The organism is Mycobacterium sp. NGS62, from assembly GCF_059812285.1.
On the sequence record NZ_JCALCK010000053.1, the window covers coordinates 1 to 1,569 of the forward strand.

2 protein-coding genes are annotated in these 1,569 nt (G+C 65.8%); both read left to right on the top strand.

Annotated elements, in window-relative coordinates; translation table 11 throughout:
- Positions 1–837: Mu transposase domain-containing protein (locus AC5Y49_RS24610; protein ID WP_499891989.1), on the top strand; the 837-nt coding region annotated here is incomplete at its 5' end.
- 37 nt (positions 838–874) lie between these two features.
- A partial coding sequence (gene istB / locus AC5Y49_RS24615; RefSeq protein ID WP_499891990.1) for an IS21-like element helper ATPase IstB occupies positions 875–1,569 on the top strand: 695 nt, incomplete at its 3' end.

A 1,569-nucleotide genomic window follows, 5' to 3' on the forward strand; every position in this document is an offset into this window, starting at 1 on the left:
CAGTCGAAAGGCATCGTGGAGCACCTGTGCGGCTACGCCCAGTCTGATCTGCTGGTGCCGTTGCTCACCGAGGCAAACATCTCGGGTGTGCCGATCAGCATGGCCGCGGCCAACGCGGCCGCCGCAACCTGGTGTGCCGAGGTCAACGCCGCGGTGCATTCGGAGATCGCCGCGGTGCCCGACGAGCGGCTGGCCACCGAGCGCGGCGTACTGGCGCCGCTGCCCTCGCTGCGGTGCGAAATCGGGGCAGCGTCGGTGACCCGTAAGGTCGACCGGCTCTCTTGCATCCGATATGGCTCGGCGCGCTACTCGGTGCCTACCCGTCTGATCGGGGCTGCCGTCAACATTGTGATTGATCACGGGGCATTGTTGGTCGTTGAGGCCGCTACCGGGGCGATCGTGGCCGAACACGAACTGGTCGCCCCGGGCGAGACGTCGATTATCGATGAACACTACGACGGACCTCGACCGGCACCCAGCCGAGGGCCACGCCCAAAAACCACTGTTGAGCAACAGTTCTGCGCACTCGGCGAGGACGCTCAAGCGTTTTTGGTCGGCGCCGCGGCGATCGGCAACACCCGCCTAGCCGCCGAGTTGGAGATCCTGCTCGCACTGGGCGCCGCCCATGGCCAGGACACGCTTATCGCCGCGTTGCGCCGCGCAGTGGCATTCAAGCGCTTCCGTGCGGCCGACGTGCGCTCCATCCTGGCCGCCGGCACCGGCGCCCCGCAACCACGCCCGGCCGGCCAAGCGCTGGTGCTGGATCTGCCCACCGCGCCGACTCGATCCCTGGACGCCTACAAAATCACCAGCTCCAGCGATGGCAGCGCATCATGACAACCACAACTCGTACTAAAACCGTTGCCCCAAGCCGATCCCCGAGCTACCCGCCGATCTAGAAGCTGCGCTGCGGCGGTTGAGGTTGGCCACCGTGCGCCGCAATGCTCCCGAGGTACTGCAGGTCGCCAAGACGCAGCGCTGGACCCCTGAGGAGGTGCTACGCACCCTGATCGAGGCCGAGATCTCCGCCCGGGATGCCTCCAACGAGGCCAACCGGATCAAGGCCGCAGCCTTTCCCGTCGTCAAGACCCTCGAGAGCTTGGACATGTCGTCCTCGTCGATCCCGCAAGCCACCCTCGACTACCTGGCCAGCTTGGAATGGATACGCGCACAACACAACCTGGCGATCATTGGCCCGCCGGGCACCGGCAAGAGTCACGTCCTAATTGCGCTGGGCCACGCCGCCATCCATGCCGGTCACAAGGTCCGCTACTTCACCGCGGCCGACCTGATCGACACCCTCTACCGCGGCCTGGCCGACAACACCGTCGGCAAAATCATCGACACCGTCCTGCGCGCCGATCTCGTCATCTGCGATGAAATCGGATTCGCCCCGCTCGATGACACCGGCACCCAACTGCTGTTCCGGCTCGTGGCAGCCGCCTACGAACGCCGATCCCTGGCGGTGGCATCCCACTGGCCTTTCGAGCAGTGGGGTCGATTCCTGCCCGAACACACCACCGCCGCCAGCATCCTCGACAGACTGCTACACCACGCCAGCGTCATCAT